The following is an 18212-nucleotide window of genomic DNA, read 5'->3' on the forward strand; positions in this document are numbered from 1 at the left end:
CCAAGATCGAAACCGTCAGTGGAAATTCGAAAACTGCTACAAAATTATGAAAACGGGATAAAACCCTCAGGAACGCAATAAAGGCGTCCTGAGGGTTTTTGCGTAAATTTAAGGTTCCTGTAAGGTTAGGTTTAACACAGTGTAAGTTGCGGTCTTTAATATTGAATTTACGACCCTTACAGCAGGCAAACAACAATAAGATGTGGTTCTGCAAATTCATGTAAAGGGGAATGAAGTCAACTTTGATCGGGGAGTTCAGGATAGTAACCTGCGCACAAGCGAAGAGAAAGCTGAGCTGAGCTGCAAAATAAATACTCCGTCCGGTGAATCCAGATCTAGTCCATTCAACACATATTACAGGGAGAGAATTCGATGTATCGATCAACCATCCAATCAATATCCAAAAAAGCGCTGGCTTATTCGCTGGCTTTTACACTCGCAGCCTTCCCCGTTGTCAACGCCACTCAAGCCTTAGCTGCGCCAGCGGCTTCATCCGCTCTGTCTTCCTTGGCTGCAGAGGCTCATGCTCCAGTCCAGTACCGGATCGACGCCCGACTTGACGAAAACAACATGCGCATCAAGGGAAGCGAAACCGTCACTTATAGGAACACTTCCAATGATACCCTGCGGAAGATCGTATTCCATACGTTTGCCGACGCCAACCGGTCCAAAGCGACCCAAACTTCAATGTTTGAGCGAAACAATGAGGAGATCCAGAAAGAAAATCCACAGAAGAAGCCGGAAGACTTTCTGGGCGGCATTGACATTCGGAGCGCGGCGGCAGACGGGCAATCCTTGGTCTTTTCGAACAGCAATCAGGCTTTGACCGTTGAACTGAAGCAGGAGTTAAAGCCTGGCGAAGCAGTGACGGTCGAAATCGGCTTTGAGGTGAAAATCCCTTACGGCATGCAGCGTCTCTCGTACTACAAAGACATCATAAACGGTGCACATTGGTTCCCGGTTATGTCGGTCTATGACGAAAACAAACATGAATGGGACAGAACGAAATACAGTAAAGCCTTCGAATCCGATTATTACGTTTCATCAGACTTCGAGGTGCATTTTAACGTGCCGGAAGCCTATCAGATGCTGATGCCAGGAAACATAACGACGCAGGCCGACCCGAAGGAGCCCGGCCGCAAAATCGTAACCGCTAGGGCCGATAACACCCGGGAGTTCGTCTTCTTTGCCAGCCCGAATTATAAGGTGGAGAGTGTTACACGGGATGGACTCACGGTTGAATATTATTACTCAGACAACATGCCAGGCAAGAAAAAACTCGTCGACGGATACATCGACACCGCTTTTGAGGCTATTTCATTTTTCAGCGAAAAATATGGGAAATACCCTTACTCTGAATTCCGGATTGCAGAGTCATACGTTGAGGGGGTGGCGGTTGAGTTCGCCCGGGTCATTCAAATGGGGCAAATCCAACTGAACAGCGATCCGGCACATGATTACGTATTCGTTCATGAAATTGCCCACCAATGGTTCCATGCCTTGATCGGCAACAGTTCGGAGACAGAATCGTTTTTGGATGAAGGATTTGCCGATTTTTCGAAGGTCTATTTCGCGGAAAAACAAGGTGATGATCTGAACGGGTTCAAGTCTATCCAAATCGATGATGTGTCATGGATTGACAAGCCGATCGCCTCAACCAATACGGAAGTAGGTGACATGGAGAGTCCAACTTTTTACAATAAAGGACGCCAGGCCATCTACCAGTTATACCGCATGGTGGGCGAGGACAAATTCGATTCGTTCATGCAGGAATATTTTAAGCGGTACGAGTATAAAAATGCGACGACACAGGGGCTTTTGCAGACGATCCAAGATACACTTGGTGATGAAGCGCGAAAGGAAATGGACACGATGCTGCATGATTTTGATTTTGCCCTGAAACCCGAATATCAATTATCTAAGGAGGAAGCAGCCGCGTATTGGCATGAGCAGTTCAAAAACACATACCATTCGTCTCTGATCCAAGTTCCCAATCTTCCTTCGGAAACGATGAGCCGCATTGTGGATAAGGCGCTGCAAGGCGAACCGCTGACCATTGTGCTAAGCGATCAGGCCGTCGGCAAAGAGAAAGAGCAGCAACAAAAGATCTTGTCGAAGCTTGAAGGAACACTTGGGATTATGGACATTCCATACGAAGTAATTTCCGATCGGCAAACACTCAAGAACAAGCTAAAAAAGGAGCTCGGGACCAGCAACATCATCGCCATTGGTAATTACAAGACCAACGGACTCATTCAGGCGCTTAAACCCGGCATCATACAAAAATCAAAGGCCATCGGCTTAGACTGGAAAAGCAAGGTGAACCTAAAGGCATCTAAGGGCGCATACGTTGTTAAGCATCCATACAATCAGAATCGCCTGCTGCTGCATTTTTTCTGGAACGATGAAGCCTTAAGCAGCAATGCGGTCGAATCGTTTGCGGAGCAAATGCTGCGTGGGATCAGTTTTAGCAGTGACTTTTATCAATATTACATCTTGGACCAAGCAGGCAGTATCGCGACAGACAAAAAGATCACTAATCCGATGGCGAAATTGTTTGCCGAAGATTAAAATTAAGAGTATCTGTGGCCAATACGCTCGTTTCAATATATGGTTATTTATTGACAGGGCGGGGAAGATGATTATGAAGAGAGCGGAAGATTTTGAGCTGCCGCTCTTTTTCCCTGCCTACAGAAAGGAGGTTCGGACCGAATTGCCGTTAAGTCAAAAAATACTGATTGTGGACGATGAGGAAGATATCGTCAAGCTTTTGAAAACCGTGCTGGTCAAGGAAGGCTTCGAACATGTGTATACCGCCACTTCCGCCGTGGAAGGCTGGATCCAGTTTCTGGACAAGCAGCCCGACCTCGCCATTTTGGACATTATGCTTCCGGACGGTGAGGGCTATGACGTATGCAAACAAATCCGCAGTGTTTCGAACGTGCCGATTTTCTTTTTGTCAGCCAAAACCGAGGAAATTGATAAAATACTCGGATTTGCCATAGGCGGTGATGATTATATTACCAAGCCGTTTAGTCCGAAGGAGGTGGCCTACCGGATCAAAGCCCGTTTCAGAAGAGCGGAGGTTACCCCGGTCGAGAAAAGAAACGAGCATATGCTGAAAGCTGGCCCATTTGAGTTTGATGAACAAAAACTCGAACTGAAGAAGAACAGCGAAATCATCGAGCTCAAACCGAAAGAACTTGGTCTTATTAGCTATTTGCTAAAACATCCGAACCGAATTATAAGCAAGGAAAGCCTTTACGATCAAGTGTGGGGGGAAGAATCCTTCGGCTATGACAACACGGTCATGGTTCATATTCGGCGGCTGAGGGAAAAGATCGAGAAGGACCCGTCAAACCCGCAATATTTGGTGACCGTAAAAGGACTGGGATATAAGTTTGTATTGCAGGAATCGGCGCAATGAAATGGCGGCTGACCGGCAGATATCTGGTATCCGTCGTCCTGATTGTAGTTGTCGTCATCTTCATTAACATTCTGGTGGTAACCGGGCTTTTTATATACCAAAGCGTATCTTCCCATCACCCGTTCCAACAAGATGAAGCCTCAGCTGAGGCCATCACCCGGTCATTCGGTAAAGAAATCGTTCTGTCCGAATCGGGGATGGTCATTTCCCTGCAAGGGAAGGAAACGCTGGAGCACAATCAGGCCTGGGTTCAAATTTTGGACGAAAACGGCGAACAAGTTTATGGCTATCATGTGCCGCCTGAAGCCAAAACGAAATATACACCAAAGGATATCGTTCAGACCTACAAATATATGGAAGAAGAACTGATGTCGACCGTTTATATAGGGGAAAAGCAGGGAAACGGGAAACGCTACAGCTATTTGATCGGCTTTCAGAACCCTTATCTTGAGCGGCATATCCTCACCTATGATATCCAGAAGGTCGGACGTTTCCTTCAGCTTGGCATCCTTACCTTAATTTGCGTCGATGGCTTCATCGCGCTCTGCATCGCTTATTTGTTCAGCAAAAGATTAACCCGGCCGCTTTCCGTGCTCATTGACGGGATCAAGCAGCTGGCCCATAAAAACTACCAGGTGCACTATGAAACGAAGGGCATTTACAAGGATGTGTTTTACAATTTCAACATGCTGAACGAGGAGCTGCGGGCAAGCGAATTGGAACGGAAAAAGCTGGACCGGATGAAAGAGGAGTGGATCGCGAACATTTCGCATGATATCAAAACGCCGCTTGCTTCAATTCAGGGGTACGCCGAAATGATGCGGGACAAGGAGTATGAATTTACGGTCGAGGAAATGCAGGATTACGCGGAAATCATTGAACGGAAGTCGCTTTATTTGAAAGACGTGATAGAGGATCTGAACCTTGCCACCCGTCTGAGAAACAAGGGACTGACGCTCAATCTGAAGAGCGTAAACATCGTCAGCCTTGTCCGGAACACTGTCATTGATACATTGAATGACGCCCGGTACGGCAATCGGAATATCCATTTCCGTTACAGCGACGAAGTAATTCTTAAAGAGGTTGACGAAATCCTGATTCGCCGCGCGGTTGCCAATTTGATATACAACGCTGTCGTACATAACGACGAGGATGTGGTCATTCAAGTCAGTGTCGAGAACGAAGGAGAATTCGTTCGAATCCTTGTCGAGGACGATGGCAAAGGAATCAAGAATGAAGAACTGGAACGGATATTTGACCGTTATTATCGCGGAACCAATACGGGTGAGTTGCATAAAGGAGCAGGACTCGGCATGGCCATTGCGCACGATATCGTGAAGGCCCATAGCGGTGAAATCCATGTTGTGAGTGAGTTTCATAGCGGAACAAGAATTGAAGTTTTGCTCTAAAGGGGAACGATAGTTCTATTACGACTCAAAGCATGATTTCTGAACTTTTTAGTATGAAAGCGTTTGACTTATTTGAATATCAATCTATAATGATGAAAGGAAATTGGACTTGGACGGGACACAGACAGCGTGTCCTGGTTGGTGTCCGCCTGAATGGATTGATATGCCGACGAGCTTCAAAAAGGCCTAGCCTATGGGGATAACGATAATCGGTATAGGCTGGATGTATATTCACAGCAAGCTTCCATAACCAGGAGGCTTGCTGTTTCATTTTTAGAAGGAGAACAGGTCAGAATGACACTTAAAAAAAGAATCTTTTTATTGTTCTTTCTCAGTGCTTTTATCCCCTTTATCAGCATATTTGCGATTTCTTACTATACCATTGACTCCATTTTCGCAAATAAAATCGATGATGGCATCCGCAGCAATTTGCAGCAGGTGACATCCTCATTGGAGAATTCCATCACCAATCTGAATCATGTTACGCAGCAATTGTCTTACGGTGGTACTGTAGGCAAAAGACTGGATGAATTCTTGAATCCGTCCTCCGATATCTTCGAATTGATCGAGGCCAGGGACGAATTAAAGAGTGAGTTAAGCGTAGTCACGTTTACCAATCCGAATATCGGGTTGACCTTGTATTATTTCCAGAAAGAAGGCACTACGCAGTTCGGCAACTTTCCGATTAAGGATCATTTTTCTCCTGAGTCTTTGCCGATGCTCTTCCAAACGTATGGCATTAAGTATTATGGTCCCCATATCAGCATGAACCGGTTTGATGACCAACTTGTTCTGTCTGCTATGCGAAAAGTACAACTGCCCGAAAGAGACGATGTGTATATTTACGTAGAATCGGGCTTTCGCCTTACCCAGGATATCTTGGGCTACAATCAATACAATGGAGCTTTATCTCATCTGATTCTGGATGGTAAAGGAAACATTGTGTACAGTGAAATACCGGAAGCCATGAAGGTAGGAGAGAATTTCAGTGGCTTAACGGCGGATCATGCCAAGGACGGAATATCCCGCGGGTATCACTGGTTTAAGGAGGATTCCTCACAGAAATGGAGTGTCGTATCGGTCATATCGCAGGCTCAATATCAACAGGAGAAAAATCAGTGGCTGCTTCAAATATTACTGGTCGCTTTATTTTTCCTCGGCTTTACCGTATTTCTTGCTTGGCTCCTGTGGAAGATGGTCTACAAACCACTCGGCCTGTTCCACTCAGAAATCAATGGGATGTCCAAGAATCCACAAACGACCGGGAGCCGGGCTCGCACTCAGATTCCCGAATTTGATTTTCTGCTCGGTGAATTTTCGAATATGCAGCATCAAATCGGCGACCTCTTCAAGGAAGTGCAGCAGAAAGAGAAGATTCGTGCAGACCTGGAAGTGGAAAAACTGCTCTATCAGATCAACCCGCACTTTCTGATGAATACGCTGGATACGGTGCACTGGCTGGCCGTGATGAATGGACAAGGGGAGATCGACAAGCTGGTGCAGTCATTGAACAAGCTGCTCTATTACAATTTGGGCAAATTAGGTCAAGTATCCACGATGGAAGAGGAAATTGATGCGTTAAGGCAGTATCTGATTTTGCAGCAAATTCGATATGACTTTGAATTTGACGTCCGGATTACTACAGATGAACAAGTGCTTCAAATTCCTGTGCCCCGCTTTATTCTGCAACCGCTGGTTGAAAATTCGCTTTATCATGGATTGAGTGATGAAGGTTTTATTCAAATTGAAGTTACTTGCACTGAAACGTTGAACATTATGATACAGGATAATGGTGCAGGTATGACGAAGGAAGCCATTCATAAACTGCTGAACAATCGTGTAGCTGAACAACAAAAAGTAGGGATGGGCATCGGACTCAATTACGTTCACCGCATGTTGAAGGCACAGTACGGGGATCAAGCACAACTGATGATCGAGAGTGAGTTGGGAAAAGGAACAAGCATACTGCTCATATTGCCTATTAAAGGAGAAGATATCTCGGCATGATTAAGGTATTGATTGTGGATGACGATAAGCTGGTACGCAAAGGCATTAGCTCTGCGATGCCATGGAACGAGTTCAACATGGAAGTTGTGGGAGAAGCAAGCAACGGGGCGAAAGCACTGGATTTCCTGAAATCCCAACCGGTCGATCTGATGTTGACGGATCTTGCGATGCCAGTAATGTCAGGGATTGAACTGATGCGAGCTACGAGGCAGCTCTATCCTAAACTTCATATCGTTGTGTTAACACTGCATCAGGATTTCGATTATATCCAGGAGGCGCTCAGGCTGGGAGCCATCGACTATATAGCCAAAGTCCAACTGGAGAAAGAGCAATTCGAACATGTTCTGCATCGGATACATACTCGAATTGACGGGTTGACGAACACGAACCGAAAGATACCCTCTCAGAATGAAATCAATGTCCATTATCGAAATGTGTATGCACTTGTTTCACAGGATCGCAAATCAGAGCATAATTCGCCAATGGAGCTAACTGCACATGGAGGCCAGATCCGATGGGAGGTTGAGCGAAATAGCTGGATGTGGGCAGCACCCCAAAACGAAGAGGATCAACTGTTTCATCAATTGAAGGAATCCCTGGATCAAGTCCCCCAAAGTACGTTGTTGGTTTTGTCAGATGTACAAGAGCGAACGTGGTCGCAAATCAAAAACTGGATTATGAATTATACAGAGACGTCTTTATTCTATGCGTACAACCCCAATGCCCAAGTCATTGCCGTTTCAATGAATCAGGAAGACACATTTTCAAAAGAACCGCAGGACGAGGACATTGACCGGATTAAGCAGAGTTGGTTCCAAACCCCATGGACCCACCATGACAGTTACTACAACCAACTCATTGAACAGTTCAAATCATTGCGATTACGTAAAGATCAGTTGATGGGATTGCTGTACTCGATCGTTATGGAGTGGAACCACCTTTTTGCCCGAACTACGCTTGGAAGAATCTCCATGATCCATTCTTTTGAGTCCTGGTACGAGGTTGAAAAATGGATCAAACAAACTGCTGCAGGCATTCGAAAGGCCGATGAACAGACTGCGTATTCACAGGAAATCATCGATGCCGTAAAAAAAGCGGTGATGATCATGCAGCATGATTTGGAGCAGGCGTATACAGCTTCAGGCCTCTCCCAACAACTCAACATCAGCCGAAGCTATTTCAGTCAATGTTTCAAAGATCTGATGGGGAAAACCTTTAATGAGTACTCCCGATTCATCCGGGTAGAGAAGTCCAAAGAGTATTTGCTCAATACGAACCACACGATTTTCTGGATTGCAGAGCGAGTGGGTTATACGGATGAAAAATATTTCAGCCGGATTTTTCGCGAAATGACAGGTCTTCTGCCAAGCGAGTATCGGCAGCTAGGCAAAGGAGTTAATAGCGAACATCTTGCCAGTGACCGAACATCCATTCAAAGGGGCAAGTAACCGCATTCCATAATGACCGTTGTAGGCTGTCCTGTAAATGATTTGATAAATGAAGGCCGACAGTTTCCTGTTTTCGGAGCTGCCGGCTTTTTTTCAATCGAGAATAAGGATAGATAGACGAATGTAGGTCAGTAGGTAGGGTAAATGCTCACAAGCTAACCAATGCTTTAGAATACCGGTTGAAAACTGTAACCATTTCTCTATCCAAACGGACGTGCAATCCCTATCTCGAGTGGTCTTCACTCCATTTTATAATGAAAGCGCAAACAAATATTGAACATCAGAATAAAGGGGAATCGAATTAGATGAGAACAAAATGGTCCATGAAAAGCAAAGTGTTGACGAAACGTCTGGCCGTGCTGTCGATGTCTGCCTTAATGGTTTCAACCCTCGCGGCATGTGGAGGCTCTTCCAACCCTCCTACTGCAGAGGAAGCAGGCAAATATGAAGTAACGCCTGGTGATCCGTTCAGTGCTTATAAAGACGAAATCACGGTAACCATGGGTCGGGTGACTACAGCTAACCCGAAACTGCCGGCTGGAGATACCTATGAGAATAACGCGTATACCCGGCTGGTCAAAGACACGTTTAACGCTAAGATTACAGATCAATTTGAAGCCAATGGCGAAGATTATAGCCGTCAGGTTTCGCTCGCCATCGCATCCGGGGAATTGCCTGACATGATGCGCGTTGATTCCAAAGATGAACTGAAAGAATTGGTTGATAATGACCTGATTGAGGATCTGACGGCCATTTACGATCAATATGCCACGGATAACATCAAGCAGATTTACGATTCCTATGATGGCCGTGCATTAGACAATGCGACGATCGATGGACGTTTGATGGGCCTTCCAGCGACTTCCCTGGATTCCGCACCAACGATGGTTTGGGTCCGTCAAGATTGGCTGGATCTGCTGGGGATTCAACTGGATGCAGACGGAGACGGTGCCATCTCGCTGGACGAAGTGGAGAAAACAGCGCTGGAATTCCTAAAAAGAGATCCTGGCCAATCCGGGAACCCGGTAGGTATTCCATTTGTGAACACGATGAATACAACAGATTATAATGGTTCTGCTTATACCATGCTGGGTGTTGCCTCAACCGAGGGAGCGTTCCCGCAATATTGGATGAATGGTGAAGACGGCAAAATCGTGTATGGTTCCACGACAGAAGAAACGAAGCAAATGCTGGGCATTATGGCGGATTGGTACAAGAACGGCATCATTGACCCGCAATTTGGTACCCGCACGTTTGATGATATTACCGCACTCTACGCTAATGGCCAAAGCGGTATTGCTTTTGGACCGTGGCATATCCCTGACTGGGGATTGATCAGCGCGAAGCAGATGGATAAAAATGCGAAATTCTCGGCTTATACGCTGGAGGATGCAGACGGTAAGGTCAACGTGGCGCATGCCAATCCATCAAATCAGTTTATTGTGGTGAGAAAGGGTTATGAACACCCTGAACTGGCCGTTAAGATTGTAAACCTGTTCTACGATAAACTGGCCAATGATAAAGATGTCGCAACAACCATGCCGGAAGCTGCCAAGTATCAGGAGACCGGGGTAGACGGTTCTACAAGACCTTTTAATATCGAAGTCAACTCGGCTACATCGCTGCTGGATGATTACTCCGACGTCGTTCGCGGCATTAAAGGAGAGATTGGCCTGGATGAGGTTCGCACAACCGAATCGAAGAACAATATTGGAAGCATCAAAACCTATTTGAGCGACATGGATACGGATGACGTGACTGCTTGGTCAAAATATCATTCGCGGATCAACGGAGTTGGACTGATCGACAAACTGACAAAGGAAAACAAATTCGTTTGGATGACACCTGCTTTCTCTGGAACTACACCAAGCATGAAGCAGACGTGGGCCAATCTGACGAAGCTCGAGCAGGAATCGTTCATCAAAATCGTGACGGGTTCCGAACCGCTCGATTACTTCGATACATTCGTCAGCAACTGGAAAAAACAAGGCGGCGATCAAGTCATTCAGGAAATTGAAGACGAAATCGCATCGAAACAATAGACATCCATGAACAGTTGGAGGGCTGCGGTAAGCAGCCTTTCTTCAGGAAAGGGGCTCATCCATGAAACAGGAGAAATTGAAAGCAAGAGGCCGGCTCGGTACAGGTGCCATGTATCATATGATGATGCTGCCGGGCATTTTGTTTTTGCTAGTATTCAGCTATATTCCGATGGTCGGCGTCATTACGGCGTTTCAGGACTATATACCGGCCAAGGGCATGTTCGGCTCCGAATTTGTAGGGCTGAAGCATTTTATTTATATGTTTAAGCTGCCGGATATCGCACAGGTCGTCAGCAATACGTTGGTGATTGCCATTGGCAAGATTCTGCTCGGAACGATGATGGCGATCATTTTTTCCGTTTTGTTGAATGAAATACGTATCAAATACGTTAAAAAATCCGTGCAGACGATTGTTTATCTGCCGCACTTTCTATCCTGGGTAGTACTGGCATCCGTCGTTGTCAACATGTTCAGTTTGGACGGAATTGTGAATCAAATGTTGGCGTTCTTTGGCCTGGAAAATATTAATTTCCTAGGTAGCAACACCTGGTTCCAACCACTGATTATAGGTACAGACGTGTGGAAGGAATTTGGTTACAGTTCCATTGTCTATTTGGCTGCGATTACGTCGATTGATCCCGGACTATATGAAGCGGCTGGAATGGATGGAGCCAGCTGGTGGAGAAAAGTATGGCATATTACGTTACCGGGTATGCTGCCTATTATTCTGCTCATGGGTGTAATGAGCTTGACCAATATTTTGAGTGCCGGTTTCGATCAAATCTATAATCTGTATAACCCGGTTGTCTATGAGTCGGGTGATATTCTGGATACTTATGTCTACCGGATCGGTCTCGTTGGGCGACAGTACAGCTTCGGTACGGCTGTTGGCTTGTTCAAGTCCGTAATCGGCATTATTTTGCTCTTGTCTGCCAACCAGCTCGCCAAAAAATATACGGACCGAAAAATATTCTAAGGAGGCCAAATCTGTGTCCTATTCTGCAAACTTCAAAGATCGAATTGGCCGGTTTGTCATCTATGCCATCGTCATTATGCTGGCGTTGGTCTGCCTTCTTCCGTTATGGAATATCGTTGCCATTTCATTCAGCAGCAGCGAGGCGGTATCCGCGAATGCCGTAGGACTCGTTCCGGTCAATTTTACAACAGCAGCGTATACCAAAATTATCGATGATGCACAGTTCTGGCGTTCCTTTGGCATATCCGTACTACGTGTCGCGCTTACTCTTGTGCTTAACATGATTCTGATTATTTTGATGGCTTATCCGTTATCCAAATCGAAAAGGGAATTTAAAGGCAGAAACATTTATATGAATATCATGATTTTTGCCATGTTGTTCAGTGGAGGCATGATTCCGAGTTACCTGCTGATCAAAAACCTGGACATGCTGAATACGATTTGGGCACTTGTTCTGCCAGGCGCTGTCCCGATATTCAGTGTCATCCTCGTGATGAACTTCTTCTCGGCTGTACCCAAAGCGCTTGAAGAAGCAGCATTCATTGATGGGGCGAATCCGCTCCAAGTCTTGTTCAAAGTGTATGTTCCCGTGTCCATTCCTGCGCTGGCGACAGTCGCTTTATTCAGTATTGTAGGTACATGGAATGACTTTTTCAGCGGTTTGATCTATATGACCAAAGTCAGCAATTATCCGCTAATGACCTATATTCAGTCCCTTAATGTGAATATTGCCGATTTGCTTCAAGCCGGCACGAATTCCAGCGAGCTCAGCAACCTGACTGAAATTTCGAACAAAAACCTGAATGCAGCCAAAATCGTAGTCGCGGTCATCCCGCTATTGCTGATTTATCCGCTGCTGCAAAAATACTTTGTGACAGGCATCGTCGTAGGGTCGGTCAAAGAGTAACGAGATGTTTTGAGATGATGAAAATAAAACTACTTTTCTTGTGATAGAGAGGTTGAATGGAATATGGAAAATAAAAAATGGTGGAAAGAAACCGTTGTCTATCAAATATATCCAAGGAGCTTTCAAGATAGTAACGGAGATGGAATCGGCGATTTGAAGGGCATTGTGTCCCGATTGGATTATTTGCAGGAACTCGGCATCGGTGCGATCTGGTTATCACCCGTTTGCAAGTCCCCTCAAGATGATTTTGGGTATGATATTTCAGATTATCAGGACATCGATCCGATGTTTGGGACTTTGGAAGATATGGAAACGTTAATTCATGAAGCCGGGAAACGAGACATTCGGATCATTATGGATTTGGTGTTGAACCATACGTCGGATGAACACCCTTGGTTTCAGGAAGCCAAGAAAGGCAAAGACAATCCGTACCATGACTATTATGTCTGGAGAGATGGCGTGGAAGGAACGCCTCCGAACGACTTGGGTTCCACATTCGGGGGTTCAGCTTGGGAGTGGGTGCCTGAGATCGGGCAATATTATTTGCATCTATTTTCCGTAAAACAGCCGGATCTCAACTGGGAAAACCCCAAAGTCCGGCAGGAGATATACAACATGATTAATTGGTGGATCGACAAGGGTGTTGGTGGTTTTCGACTTGACGTGATCGACTTAATCGGCAAAGAACCCGATATGAAGATTACGGGAAACGGGCCGAATCTGCATAAATATATCAGGGAACTGAGCCAGGAGACATTTCAAAAAGCGGAAGACCTGCTAACCGTTGGAGAAACATGGGGCGCCACTCCGGAAATTGCCAAACTGTACAGCAACCCGGACGGCAGCGAATTTTCAATGGTATTTCAATTTGAACATATCGGCTTGGATGAACAAGAAGGGAAAGGAAAGTGGGAGCTTAAGCCATTAGATGTAATGGCATTAAAAAAAGTGCTGTCCAAATGGCAGACGGAGCTCAAGGGCGACGCCTGGAACAGTTTGTTCTGGAACAACCACGATTTGCCACGAATCGTTTCACGTTGGGGAAATGACGGAGAATTCAGGATCGAATCGGCTAAAATGTTGGCCACTCTTCTTCATGGTATGCAAGGGACGCCATACATTTATCAGGGTGAGGAATTAGGCATGACGAATGTCCAATATGCGATTGAAGATTATCGTGATATTGAATTGCTCAATTTCTATAAGGAAAGAATGGGAAAAGGACACCCTGAAAGCAGCATTATGGAGTCGATCTACGCCAAGGGACGCGATAACGCGAGAACACCTATGCAGTGGGATGCTTCCGATAACGCTGGTTTTACACGAGGGGAACCTTGGATTAAGGTGAATCCGAATTATACGGATATCCATGCCGAGCAAAGTTTGAATAACCCTGAATCCATATTCCATTATTATCGGAAGTTAATTCAATTACGAAAAGATCATGAAGTCATCGTATATGGCGATTATGAGCTGATCTTTCCAGAGAATCAAGACGTGTTTGCTTATACCCGAACGTTGAATGGTACAAAAATTGTTGTCGTATGCAATTTCAAAGGATATACGACTGAACTCCCGCTTCAGGAACAATTGGCAGAGACGAATCAGCTGTTGATTTCCAATTATGCAGGTAATCTATCAGAGAACGAATTGCGTCCATACGAAGCAAGAATGTACCTTATCATGGCTTAGAAACATAATACTATAAATAAAGTGTGATTGATTCGTGCAGTTTATATCGTGGTTGAGAAAGAAGGATTGCATCAAATGAAAAGAGTATGGTGGAAAGAAGCAGTAGCTTATCAAATCTATCCGAGAAGCTTCATGGATTCCAACGGGGATGGGATTGGCGACATTAAGGGGATCATTTCAAAGCTGGATTATATCCAGGATCTCGGTATTGATCTGATATGGATCTGCCCGATGTATAAATCACCTAATGATGATAATGGTTATGACATCAGCGATTACTGTTCCATTATGGATGAATTCGGCACAATGGCGGACTTTGATCAATTACTGAATGAAGTGCATCACCGCGGCATGAAACTCATCATGGATTTGGTGATCAATCATACAAGTGATGAACACCCGTGGTTTATTGAATCCAGATCTTCGCTGGATAATCCTAAACGAGATTGGTACATCTGGAGAGATGGGAAGAACGGTGAAGAACCGAATAACTGGGAAAGCATCTTTGGCGGTTCTGCTTGGGAATATGATGAAGTCTCCGGACAGTACTATCTTCATCTGTTCTCCAAAAAACAACCGGACTTGAATTGGGCCAATGAAGAAGTTCGGAAAGCCATTTATGAAATGATGAATTGGTGGCTGGATAAAGGGATTGATGGGTTCCGTGTCGATGCCATCAGCCATATTCACAAAGAAGAGGGCCTATTGGATATGCCAATTAAAGAAGGGGTCAAATACATCTCTTCTTTTGAAAAGCATATGAATGTCAAAGGAATTCAGCGATATCTGCAAGAAATGAAAGAGAACACATTATCCAAATATGACGTCGTGACAGTTGGGGAAGCAAATGGAGTAAAGGTAGAGGACCAAGAAGATCTGTATGATTGGATTTGTGAAGTCAGAGGCAAATTTAATATGGTCTTCCAATTCGAACACCTTGACCTCTGGAAAAACAGCACAGACAGGCAACTTGATGTTCCCAAATTGAAAAACGTATTGACCAAGTGGCAAAAATCGCTGGAAGGCATCGGTTGGAATGCTTTGTTTATTGAAAATCATGATCAGCCCCGCAAAGTTTCATCCTGGGGAAATGATGCGGAGTATTGGTACGAAAGCGCTACAGCTCTTGGAGCCATGTACTTTTTCATGCAAGGCACCCCTTTCATTTATCAGGGGCAAGAAATAGGTATGACGAATGTGGCTTACCCTTCCATAGAGGATTATAACGACGTAGCTGATCGGAATTTATATCGGATCAAACGTGAAGAGGGGATGTCGCATGAGGAGATCATGAACATCATTTGGGCTTCGAGCCGCGATAATTCCAGAACGCCAATGCAGTGGTCTTCGGAAAAACAAGCCGGATTTACCACAGGTACTCCATGGTTAAAGGTGAATGACAATTACGTCAATATTAATGTAGAGAAACAACTTCAGGAACCACATTCCATCCTGCACTTTTATAAACAAATGATTCAGCTGCGAAAAGAACACGATACGTTGACTTATGGTATCTATGAGCTTCTTATGCCGGATCATCCTAGTGTGTTCGCATATACACGTACACTGGCAGACCAACAGGTGTTGGTATTAATCAATCTTACTGGACAAATCGTGGAGCTGGGTGAAGAAGAGCTTGGCCTTAACTTCTCAGAGATCTGGCTTACCAACTACGAGAATGGCAAGCTGCCAATGAGGTTACGGCCATTCGAAACAATCATTGGTTTAAGCGATAAAGTCGAAGACGGAGAATTCTCCGGTATGGAATGAACCCCAAAGTTCCTTCTCTAATTTGTGACGGAAAGAGAAGCACACCCCTTAGAATCGACATTGGAATAAACCCCTGGTTTATCCGAGGAAATTCTGAGGGGCATTTTTTATTCATGCGGTTAAGGGTCCGAAGTTTAAACAGTACTCCGAAGCATAGAAGGAAAGCGATGCATCTTCACCTGTGTCACCGGACAGTTAGTATGACTTAGGAGACAATAAAAAAACCTTCTCACTGAGAGTTATACTCTCAGAAAAGAAGGCATATTGTGAAACCTCATCATTCGTATTTGAATTTTTCCGTCAGATTCTCTAATTTCTGTGACATACCCGACAAGGTTGTGGCCAGGCTCGTAATTTGCTTCATTGAAGCCAGTTGTTCTTCTGAAGATGCAGCTATATTTTGTGAGTTGTCAGCAGCTTGAAGCGCCAGATTCGTGACCTGCTCTTGGCCCGCTGTTATTTCCTGAACACTTGCAGTGATCTGCTGTGTAACACTGGCGAGTTCTTCCGTTTGCTGCGCGATAAAGTTTGTGGCCCCCACAATTTTGTTAAACTGTTGTTCCGTCTCATTAGCAATCTGTATGCCTGAGTCGACGTCCTGTTTAACTCGTTCCAACGTTTTAAGAGATTGTTCTATATCTGTACGCATATCTTGAATCAATGTGGAAATCTGCCCCGATGATTGATTCGACTGTTCAGCGAGTTTTCTCACTTCAGCAGCAACTACGGAGAAACCGCGGCCTTCTTCGCCTGCACGGGCAGCCTCAATGGAAGCATTTAAAGCAAGAAGATTAGTCTGTTTTGCGATATCCGTAATGGCATGTAACATTGTACCGATCTGCTGACTGCGTTCATCCAGCATCCTCATGACAACATCCGTTTCATTAACCGAATGGTTAATCAGGTTCATTTGCTTCGCCGTGTGTTCTACGGCAGTACCACCGATGTTCGCTAATTCCATCGCATCAACAGAAGAATCGGCAATGGTTGATGAGCTTTCCGCTATTCGCTGAATACCAATCGATATTTCCTCGAGTGAGTTGGTTGTCCTTTGCAGCATCATTTGCTGCTCTTGTGCACCGGCTGCGGATTCTTGAATCGACATGGTAATATTCTCAGTTGCTTGACTGGTGTGCTCTGCTCCAAGGGTCAATTCTTTAGAGGATGAAGCAACCTGCTTGGTGGAGAGATCGACTTGGCTAATAAGATATCTCATATTTTTAATCATCTCATTAAAATCCTTAGCCAGCTCACCAATCTCATCCTTGGACTTCATTTTAACCTCATCAACGGTCAGATCACCTTCCGCAACTGACTTTAGTCGCTTTGCGATCTTTATGATAGGGTTCGTTAATCGACCCGAAACAATGCTGACGATAATCGATCCGAGAACAACCGCAACTGCCATAACAATCAGAACAAGATAAAGGACTTGTGTGGCACCACTGTTGAACTCACTTAGGTATGCGCCCGAACCGATGATCCATCCCCAATGTGGGTCCATTTCGACATATGAAACTTTCGTTTCTACTTCACCTGTATCGGGTAAAGCCCACTTGTAGGTGACAAATCCACCTCCAGCTGATCCAACGTTAACGATCTCTTTCCCCAAATATACGCCATCTTCCGTTACGACATCTGTCAAATCCTGACCTTCATTCGAGGGATTCATCACGGATTGAGCATCCTTACCAACTGCCCATGGATATCCCGTTTCCCCTACAGTATATTCACTTTTTACTGGCCGCTTATTATCGGCGTTTTTTTCACCAAGCAGTTCGACACGGAGTTTCTCCTGTGCTTGCTCCAATGTTAAATCTCCATTCTCCACTTGCTCATTGAGGAGATTAATCATGCCAATGACCATCCGCACACTATTTTCGAGTGCAGCCTTGCCCGATTCATTCATTTCATTTTTCGAGACCGTATACGAAGTGAACCCGATCACAATCGTAGGCACGATTAGTATAGTCAAGCATAGAGTGACTAACTTTGTTCTTAAAGATCTCATTTTTAGTATAGATGCCATCTTTGTTTTCACTGCATTTCCCCCTCAATACATCAAAAAATTACAGCTCCCATAATTTTAATAGTTAAAATTTAAAATTTAAAATAAAAGTCTGTACATAATATATCGTACATTTATCGCGTAAAATGAAGCCTCGTTTCGATGTCTGTGGCGGACTTTTTGGTTGTGGATGTTATTAGTACAATCCGCGATCCTAAGTCTTAACTTTATAGTAAAATCCTTGCTGCGGCTGACTTTATACCTATATCAAAGTTTATAAATGGGAGGAAGCTTTTTTTCAAACCTGCCTCGTCTTCAGGGGGAAATAGAACGTGTGTAAAATAGCCCTCCAACATTTGACTCTGATCAAAATCGAGGACAAAAGTGTTCATGGTACAACAAGAAATGAGAACTTTAAACTAAACTTAAACTTGCTCCATACTTCGCCTTAACCCTGGAGGCTTATGATCGTTCCCAAGGTAATAATCAAATACACAAATAGAAGATTAAAACAGCAGACATTTGA

General features: G+C 44.8%; 11 protein-coding genes. 10 read left to right on the forward strand and 1 reads right to left on the reverse strand.

What is annotated here, in order from left to right:
- The first annotated feature begins 372 nt into the window (after positions 1-372).
- The 10 genes from AB3N00_RS02045 (at position 373) to AB3N00_RS02090 (ending at position 15678) form a co-directional block, all read left to right on the forward strand.
- Positions 373-2571 (forward strand): M1 family metallopeptidase, encoded by a 2199-nt coding sequence (locus tag AB3N00_RS02045; RefSeq protein ID WP_413033067.1) that lies wholly within the window; start codon positions 373-375, stop codon positions 2569-2571.
- 142 nt (positions 2572-2713) lie between these two features.
- Positions 2714-3427, forward strand: coding sequence for a response regulator transcription factor (locus AB3N00_RS02050; RefSeq protein ID WP_413035169.1), 714 nt, complete (start codon positions 2714-2716; stop codon positions 3425-3427).
- Positions 3424-4836: a sensor histidine kinase gene (locus tag AB3N00_RS02055; protein WP_413033068.1), complete on the forward strand. Its 1413-nt coding sequence runs from the start codon at positions 3424-3426 to the stop codon at positions 4834-4836. Before AB3N00_RS02050 ends, AB3N00_RS02055 begins: the two co-directional genes overlap by 4 nt.
- Positions 4837-5130: 294 nt before the next feature.
- Positions 5131-6843, forward strand: a complete 1713-nt coding sequence (locus AB3N00_RS02060) for a histidine kinase (RefSeq protein ID WP_413033069.1) — start codon at positions 5131-5133, stop codon at positions 6841-6843.
- Positions 6840-8291 (forward strand): response regulator transcription factor, encoded by a 1452-nt coding sequence (locus AB3N00_RS02065; RefSeq protein WP_413033070.1) that lies wholly within the window; start codon positions 6840-6842, stop codon positions 8289-8291. The genes AB3N00_RS02060 and AB3N00_RS02065 overlap by 4 nt, the downstream gene beginning before the upstream one ends.
- A gap of 305 nt (positions 8292-8596) precedes the next feature.
- Positions 8597-10333, forward strand: coding sequence for a sugar ABC transporter substrate-binding protein (locus AB3N00_RS02070; RefSeq protein ID WP_413033071.1), 1737 nt, complete (start codon positions 8597-8599; stop codon positions 10331-10333).
- 61 nt (positions 10334-10394) lie between these two features.
- A complete protein-coding gene (locus tag AB3N00_RS02075) occupies positions 10395-11309 on the forward strand; it encodes an ABC transporter permease (RefSeq protein WP_413033072.1) in 915 nt (304 codons plus the stop codon).
- Between the two features lie 13 nt (positions 11310-11322).
- Positions 11323-12216: a carbohydrate ABC transporter permease gene (locus AB3N00_RS02080; RefSeq protein WP_413033073.1), complete on the forward strand. Its 894-nt coding sequence runs from the start codon at positions 11323-11325 to the stop codon at positions 12214-12216.
- Between the two features lie 63 nt (positions 12217-12279).
- Positions 12280-13908 carry a glycoside hydrolase family 13 protein gene (locus AB3N00_RS02085; RefSeq protein WP_413033074.1) on the forward strand — a complete coding sequence of 543 codons (1629 nt, stop codon included), beginning with the start codon at positions 12280-12282 and terminating at the stop codon, positions 13906-13908.
- A 75-nt stretch (positions 13909-13983) separates the two neighbouring features.
- Entirely contained in the window at positions 13984-15678 is a 1695-nt protein-coding gene (locus AB3N00_RS02090; protein ID WP_413033075.1) for a glycoside hydrolase family 13 protein, read from the forward strand.
- Positions 15679-15955: 277 nt separating this feature from the next.
- Here the strand turns inward: AB3N00_RS02090 and AB3N00_RS02095 are convergent, their stop codons facing one another.
- Complete coding sequence (locus tag AB3N00_RS02095) at positions 15956-17719, reverse strand: methyl-accepting chemotaxis protein (RefSeq protein WP_413033076.1); 1764 nt, start codon at positions 17717-17719, stop codon at positions 15956-15958.
- Between the last annotated feature and the right edge of the window lie 493 nt (positions 17720-18212).

It is taken from the genome of Paenibacillus xylanilyticus, from assembly GCF_047246825.1.
Taxonomy (GTDB): Bacteria; Bacillota; Bacilli; order Paenibacillales; family Paenibacillaceae; genus Paenibacillus; species Paenibacillus xylanilyticus_B.